Below are 360 nucleotides of genomic sequence, written 5' to 3' on the forward strand. Positions count from 1 at the left end.
CAAATAATAAAAGGGGACAAGTAATCTATGAGAGTCGAGATTGTAAAATTAAAAGAAGTAGAAGTTGTAAATGTAGATGGGCAGTTTAAGGCAATAGAAAAAAATCACCAAACAGTTCCTTGCTTTATTACAAATCATGCGATGCAAAGGGGACAAAGTTTAGGATTAATTGAGCAGTCACTCATGCAAAGTTTATTCAAAATGAAAGACTTGGCGAATGCAAATCCAAATGAAATCGATAGTGATTCTTTGCAGGGTTTCAATGAAGTTGAGATACAAAAAATCATTTATTTAGGCTGCTTAGGGGCAAATAAACAATTTCCATATGATTTTGATCAATTTATGGAAAGATTCCATTAC

Annotated in this window: 1 protein-coding gene; it reads left to right on the forward strand. The window is 32.5% G+C overall.

Annotation, left to right across the window (positions count from 1 at the left end; translation table 11 throughout):
- Positions 1 to 27 precede the first annotated feature (27 nt).
- On the forward strand, positions 28 to 360 hold a 333-nt coding region (locus tag ACQGS6_RS29535; RefSeq protein ID WP_426966118.1), incomplete at its 3' end, for a hypothetical protein.

Origin of the sequence: Bacillus sp. GMs2/2 (assembly GCF_050172095.1) — a bacterium.
GTDB lineage: Bacteria > Bacillota > Bacilli > Bacillales > Bacillaceae_G > Bacillus_A > Bacillus_A cereus.